At 63.3% G+C, this 5,467-nt stretch carries 4 protein-coding genes; 3 read left to right on the top strand and 1 reads right to left on the bottom strand.

Translation table 11 applies throughout. The features are described 5' to 3' along the window. Nucleotides 1-175: 175 nt before the first annotated feature. Nucleotides 176-964, bottom strand: a complete 789-nt coding sequence (locus EN745_RS29065; protein ID WP_126054753.1) for a PhzF family phenazine biosynthesis protein — start codon at nucleotides 962-964, stop codon at nucleotides 176-178. Between the two features lie 777 nt (nucleotides 965-1,741). Between EN745_RS29065 and uvrA the strand changes: the two genes are divergently transcribed. From uvrA to EN745_RS29045, 3 genes are all read left to right on the top strand, one after another. After that, nucleotides 1,742-4,663 (top strand): excinuclease ABC subunit UvrA, encoded by a 2,922-nt coding sequence (gene uvrA, locus EN745_RS29055; RefSeq protein ID WP_127422824.1) that lies wholly within the window; start codon nucleotides 1,742-1,744, stop codon nucleotides 4,661-4,663. Nucleotides 4,664-4,697: 34 nt separating this feature from the next. Then, the gene (locus EN745_RS29050; RefSeq protein ID WP_127406881.1) at nucleotides 4,698-5,162 is read left to right on the top strand and encodes a GNAT family N-acetyltransferase; all 465 of its coding nucleotides are present in this window, start codon (nucleotides 4,698-4,700) and stop codon (nucleotides 5,160-5,162) included. Nucleotides 5,163-5,190: 28 nt separating this feature from the next. Further along, a partial coding sequence (locus tag EN745_RS29045; protein WP_127422823.1) for a DUF72 domain-containing protein occupies nucleotides 5,191-5,467 on the top strand: 277 nt, incomplete at its 3' end.

Below are 5,467 nucleotides of genomic sequence, written 5' to 3'. Positions count from 1 at the left end.
CGCTGCCCGACAGCGGCAAAGGCCAGTTCAAGATCGGCGATACCGATGTCAGGATTTCCGGCAGCATAACCATCGACATGGCGACGGGTGGGATCAGGCCGCCGAGCCATTAAGGTGCTTTGAACGTCGGCGCTGCCGCCGCGTCGTGGAATGCGAGCGCCGCCAGCCGCTGAAATCAGATCTCCGCTTCGCCTTCGAGATAAAACACGCACTGCCCTTCGAGCTCGACACGCTCGCCAACCGCGCGGCACGTGATCTCCCCGCCTCGCTTCGATGCCTGATACGCACGCAACTCTGTCTTGCCGAGGCGCGGAGCCCAATAGGGCACCAGCATGCAGTGCGCGGCGCCGGTCACCGGATCCTCAGGAACTCCTTTCGCTGGAGCGAAGTACCGGCTGACGCAGTCGTACGCTTCATCACCTGCTGCCGTCACGATGACACCGGGTCGGTCCAGACGAGCAATCGCCGCCATGTCTGGCGTAAGTGAGCGCACAGTGCTCGCGCTGTCGAGCACCGCCATGTAGTTGAACGCGTTCACCCAGACTTCAACAGGTTCGACGCCGAGGGCATGCGCGAACCCCGGCGGGACCGCCGCGGCTTTCTCCGACGGGCGCGCCGGAAAGTTCAACACGTAGCCCGCATTCACACGCGTAACCACGAGCGGCCCGCTCTTCGAATGAAACACGACCGACTGACGACCCGGCTCGAGCCGCTCCATCACGACCGCCGCGCTCGCAAGCGTCGCGTGTCCACAAAGCGGCACTTCCGTGACGGGCGTGAACCATCGAAGCCGATAGTCGCTCCCCTCGCGAACGAGAAACGCGGTCTCCGCCAGATTGTTTTCGGCGGCTATGGCCTGCATCACCGCGTCGTCCGGGAAGCTGCCCATCGGCATGACCGCGGCGGGATTGCCGGCAAATCGCCGGTGAGCGAAGGCATCGAGCTGGAAGATGGGTGTACGCATGGGATTGAGATGGATTGAACTCACGGCCCACCAATCGCGCCATGTATCGGTCGACGTTGACGTAGGACGGGTGCGCCATCGGCACCGAGTGCCATCGCTGGCGCAAATTTAAGCCCCGCCGCTGCTTCTACAGTCTGACGGGGCTTTCATGGATCTGAAATCCAACTTTTGCCGGGAGTGTTCTGCCGGCGTTTGATTTCGGATGCTCCGCGGCGTTCAGCCGACGATCCGACTATGGTCTCTGATTGTTGGGAATCGGCAAGTCACGGTTTGTCGGGCAGCGCTCACGCCAAGCCCTGGCACTTATGCCCGCCGTGGCTCCATCATCGTGTGGAGCCTCAAGGGACTGTCCGGTGGCGTCATGCTCCGCTCCTGGGTCCGTTGCGACAATTGTCGTCCGAAGCGCAAATCGCAAAGCCTGCGGCGTCTCGCAGGCCACCTTTGGGTGGCGAGGCCATCGAAAGACAGCCGGCTCCGTTGACCCCCGGACACTGCTCCCGTGAGTCGGAGACGTCAACCGTTGAAAAGCCGATTAACGGAAAATGTGATCACGGGGAGGTTACGTCCAGGTCAGGTCGAGGCGGGATTTCCACACCGCTTTGTCAGGAGCGTGTTCGGCCTTTGTTCTTTCCGCTTGCCCGCCCGCGCGAAAGACGGTTAAACGCTTCTGTTGAGAGTTGTGGCGTCTCTCGACGTGGCGGGAAAACTACCTACATAGGGGATGGCCGGGAAACCCCGCCACTCCAGCAAATTCCAGACCTGAGGCGGCGACCGGCGATGGCCGACCATAAATACCTTTCCATTCGCGGGGCGCGCGAACACAATCTGAAGAATGTCGATCTCGATCTGCCGCGCGACAGCCTGATCGTCATGACCGGCCTGTCAGGCTCCGGCAAGTCGTCGCTCGCCTTCGACACGATCTATGCCGAGGGCCAGCGCCGCTATGTCGAGAGCCTCTCGGCCTATGCCCGCCAATTCCTGGAGATGATGCAGAAGCCGGATGTCGACCAGATCGACGGGCTGTCTCCCGCCATCTCCATCGAGCAGAAGACAACTTCGAAGAACCCGCGCTCGACGGTCGGCACCGTCACCGAGATCTACGACTACATGCGGCTTCTGTTCGCGCGCGTCGGCGTTCCCTATTCGCCGGCCACCGGCCTGCCGATCGAAAGCCAGACGGTCAGCCAAATGGTCGACCGCGTGCTGGCGCTTGAGGAAGGCACGCGCCTGTTCCTGCTGGCGCCGATCGTGCGCGGCCGCAAGGGCGAGTATCGCAAGGAACTCCTGGAGCTGCAGAAGAAAGGGTTTCAGCGCGTCAAGGTCGACGGTGTCTTCTACGAGATTGCCGACGTGCCGGCGCTGGACAAGAAGTACAAGCACGATATCGATGTGGTCGTCGACCGCATTGTCGTGCGCGGCGACCTGGCGACGCGACTTGCCGATTCCATGGAGACGGCGCTTAAGCTCGCCGAGGGCCTGGCGGTGGCCGAATTCGCCGACAGGCCGCTCGACGCCAGCCTGACCGGTGAGGATTCGGTCAACAAGTCGAAGAACGAGACGCATGAGCGCATCCTGTTCTCGGAAAAATTCGCCTGTCCGGTGTCAGGTTTCACCATTCCGGAGATCGAACCGCGGCTGTTTTCCTTCAACAATCCGTTCGGCGCCTGCCCGACCTGCGACGGTCTCGGCAGCCAGCGCGCCATCGATGCCAATCTGGTCGTGCCCGACGAGAACCTTTCACTGCGCGACGGCGCAGTCAGCCCGTGGGCGAAGTCGACCTCGCCCTATTACGCGCAGACGCTGGAAGCGCTGGGCAAGGCCTATGGCTTCAAGCTCGGCGACAAGTTCAAGGATCTTTCCGCCGAGGCGCGGGAGGCGATCCTGCACGGCACCGGCGAGCGCGAGATCACCTTCCAGTATGATGACGGCCTGCGCTCTTACAAGACGACCAAGACCTTCGAGGGCGTCATCCCCAATCTCGATCGGCGCTGGAAGGAGACCGAATCCGCCTGGATGCGCGAGGAGATCGAGCGCTTCATGTCGGCCACCCCCTGCCCCGCCTGCAATGGTTATCGGCTGAAGCCCGAGGCGCTGGCGGTGAAGATCGCGGGAAAACACATCGGCGAGGTCACCGAGCAGTCGATCCGCAAGGCCGACCAGTGGTTCACCGAATTGCCGGCGCAGCTCAACGACAAGCAGAACGAGATTGCGGTGCGGGTGCTCAAGGAAATCCGCGAGCGGCTGCGCTTCCTCAACGATGTCGGCCTCGACTATCTGACGCTTTCGCGCAATTCCGGCACGCTGTCGGGCGGCGAGAGCCAGCGCATCCGGCTCGCGTCGCAGATCGGCTCGGGCCTCACCGGCGTACTCTATGTGCTGGACGAGCCGTCGATCGGCCTCCACCAGCGCGACAATGCACGCCTGCTCGACACGCTGAAGCACCTGCGCGACATCGGCAACACGGTGATCGTCGTCGAGCATGATGAGGACGCCATCCTGCATGCCGACTATGTCGTCGATATCGGCCCGGCCGCCGGCATCCATGGCGGCGAGATCATCGCGCAGGGCTCGCCGCAGCAGATCATGGCGACGCCGGCCTCGATCACCGGCAAATATTTGTCCGGCGAACTCGAAGTGGCGACGCCGGCCGTGCGCCGCGAAGCGAAGAAGAACCGGCGCATCAAGGTCGTCGGCGCGCGCGGCAACAATCTGAAGAACGTGACGGCGGAAATCCCGCTCGGCACCTTCACCGCGGTCACCGGCGTGTCGGGCGGCGGCAAGTCGACCTTCCTGATCGAGACGCTGTTCAAGGCGGCCTCGCGCCGCATTATGGGCTCGCGTGAACATCCGGCCGAGCATGACCGCATCGAGGGGCTGGAGTTCCTCGACAAGGTCATCGACATCGACCAGTCGCCTATTGGACGGACCCCGCGCAGCAACCCCGCCACCTATACCGGCGCCTTCACGCCGATTCGCGACTGGTTCGCGGGCCTGCCGGAAGCCAAGGCGCGCGGCTATCAGCCGGGCCGCTTCTCGTTCAACGTCAAGGGTGGCCGCTGCGAGGCCTGCCAGGGCGACGGCGTCATCAAGATCGAGATGCACTTCCTGCCCGACGTCTACGTCACCTGCGACGTTTGCCACGGCAAGCGCTACAACCGCGAGACGCTCGACGTGCTGTTCAAGGGCAAGTCGATCGCCGACGTGCTCGACATGACGGTCGAGGAAGGCGTCGACTTCTTCGCTGCGGTGCCCGGCGTCCGCGACAAGCTGGAGACGCTGAAGCAGGTCGGCCTCGGCTACATCCATATCGGCCAGCAGGCGACGACGCTGTCCGGCGGCGAGGCGCAGCGGATAAAACTCGCCAAGGAACTGTCGCGCAAGGCGACCGGCAAAACGCTCTACATCCTCGACGAGCCGACCACCGGCCTGCACTTCCACGACGTCGCCAAGCTGCTCGAAGTGCTGCACGAGCTGGTCGACCAGGGCAACACGGTGGTGGTGATCGAGCACAATCTTGAAGTCATCAAGACCGCCGATTGGGTGCTCGACCTCGGCCCCGAAGGCGGCGACGGCGGCGGCGAACTGGTCGCCTCCGGCACGCCGGAAGCGATCGTGCGCGAGAAGCGCAGCTACACCGGCCAATTCCTCAAGGAGTTGCTGGAGCGGCGCCCCGGAGGCAAGCGCGAAGCGGCTGAGTAAGTGCGCAAATGGCCAGTGCCTGGAGAGCGTTTGAATGACATTCAGAAAGGCGCTTGCGGCTGATCTCCCCGCCGTCGTCGCGCTAACCACGGCCGCCTATGCGCCCTATACCGCTCTGCTCGGCGCGCCGCCGATGCCGGTCACGGAAGACTACGGGCCGCGCATCGAGCGCGGCGAAGTCTGGCTGCTGGAAAGCGGCGCTGAACTTGCCGGGCTGATCGTGCTCGAGCGCCATGCCGACCATGTGATGATCTTCAGCGTCGCGGTCCCCCCTACCTTCCAAGGCAGAGGTCACGGCATCAAGCTGCTCAATTTCGCCGACGAGCAGACACAGTCATGGGGTCTGCCGGAGGTGCGGCTCTACACCAATTCGCGGATGGAGCGGAACATCGCGCTCTATGCGGCCTATGGTTTCCGGGAAACGGGTCGCCGGGCCCACCCCTACCGGCCAGGATGGATTGTGGTCGACATGGTCAAGCCGGTCGACCAAGCCGCCTGATAGCCTTTTTGAAACTGGGAGGATGACAATGGCCAGCCAAGGAACGATCCGCTCGGGCATGGGCGGCTGGACGTTCGAGCCGTGGGACACGTCTTTCTATCCTGACAAGCTGTCCAAGACCAAGCAGCTCCAATACGCCAGCCGGCAGGTGCCGAGCATCGAGGTCAACGGCACCTTCTATTCCAGCTTCAAGGAGCCGACCTTCGTCAAATGGGCGAACGAGGCGCCTGACGGTTTCGTCTATTCGCTGAAGGGCAACCGCTTCGTCACCAACCGTCGTGTGCTGGGCGAAGCCGGCGAGTCGA

It is taken from the genome of Mesorhizobium sp. M4A.F.Ca.ET.022.05.2.1, assembly GCF_003998845.1.
In the GTDB taxonomy this organism is placed as follows: Bacteria; Pseudomonadota; Alphaproteobacteria; order Rhizobiales; family Rhizobiaceae; genus Mesorhizobium.
The sequence above is the reverse complement of the archived record's forward strand: the minus strand, read 5'-3'. Positions and strand labels throughout refer to the sequence as shown.